Raw genomic sequence first — 1,108 nt, forward strand, 5'->3', positions numbered from 1 at the left:
TCCGACTTCGCAGCAACGATTGGTGGCGACGCGCGTTGACACACCGCCACCGGCTTCGTCGTCCGCTCATCGACCCGCGAGTGAGATAGACGACAAAAACGCGAACGACCGGACGCTCCGCGCGCGCGAACGACGCGGTGCGTTCGCTGAATGCGCGGATCGAAAGAACGCGCTGCGCTGCATCAATCGCGCGGCGTTCGAAAATTGCGCGCGTCAACTGGCGCCTATCTTGCTGCGTGGGCGCCGCCGGGCCGCATCGGCGGCGACGGCAAGGCTGGCGTTCGCGAACGCACGACGAGCATTGCGCCGCGCGGAAGATTCGCGGCGATCAGAAAAAATTATCTAAACAAGAAAATCGCGAGCCGGTGCGGACAGACCGCAATGCCGCAGGCGACGGCCGCGCTTGCCGCGACTACATCGCGCGATGCGCCGCCGGCGCGGCGGCGCATCGGTTCGCCGAGCGCGACGTCGCGCCGAGGTTCAGGCCGAGGCGTAACGCGCCGCGCCGCCGACCCAGCGCGAGACGATGCGGTCGGCCAGTTGCGGCGATTCGGTCAACAGGCGCTCGCCGAGTTCCTGCACCAGCGGCAACAAGTCGGCGTCGCGGCCGAGATCGGCGACGCGGAAACCGGCCAGGCCGGTCTGGCGGGTGCCGAGCAGTTCGCCGGGGCCGCGCAGTTCCAGATCCTTCTGCGCGATGACGAAACCGTCATGGGTCTGGCGCATGGTCTCCAAGCGCTGCCGCGCCAATCCCGACAGCGGCGAGCGATACATCAACACGCAACTGGATGCGGCGCTGCCGCGCCCGACCCGTCCGCGCAGCTGATGCAACTGCGCCAGGCCCAGGCGCTCGGCGTTCTCGATGATCATCAGCGACGCGTTGGGCACGTCGACGCCGACTTCGATCACCGTGGTCGCCACCAGCAGGTCGAGTTCGCCGTCCTTGAACGCGCGCATCGTCTCCTGCTTTTCTTTCGCCTTCATCCGCCCGTGCACCAGCCCCACGCGCAGCGGCGCCAGTTGCTTGGACAATTCTTCGAACGTGCTCTGCGCGGCCTGCGCGACCACTTCGTCGGATTCGTCGATCAGCGTGCACACCCAATAGGCC

The 1,108-nt window shown here is 67.1% G+C and carries 2 protein-coding genes; one reads left to right on the forward strand and one right to left on the reverse strand.

The annotated features are described in order from the left end of the window. Positions 1-346 (forward strand): hypothetical protein (locus AB0D59_RS51115; RefSeq protein WP_362580097.1); only part of this gene is annotated, 346 nt, incomplete at its 5' end. A gap of 134 nt (positions 347-480) precedes the next feature. Here the strand turns inward: AB0D59_RS51115 and AB0D59_RS51120 are convergent. Then, the coding region (locus AB0D59_RS51120; protein WP_362580099.1) for a helicase-related protein at positions 481-1,108 on the reverse strand (628 nt) is incomplete at its 5' end.

Origin of the sequence: Streptomyces sp. NPDC048417, assembly GCF_040651615.1 — a bacterium.
GTDB lineage: Bacteria > Actinomycetota > Actinomycetes > Streptomycetales > Streptomycetaceae > Streptomyces.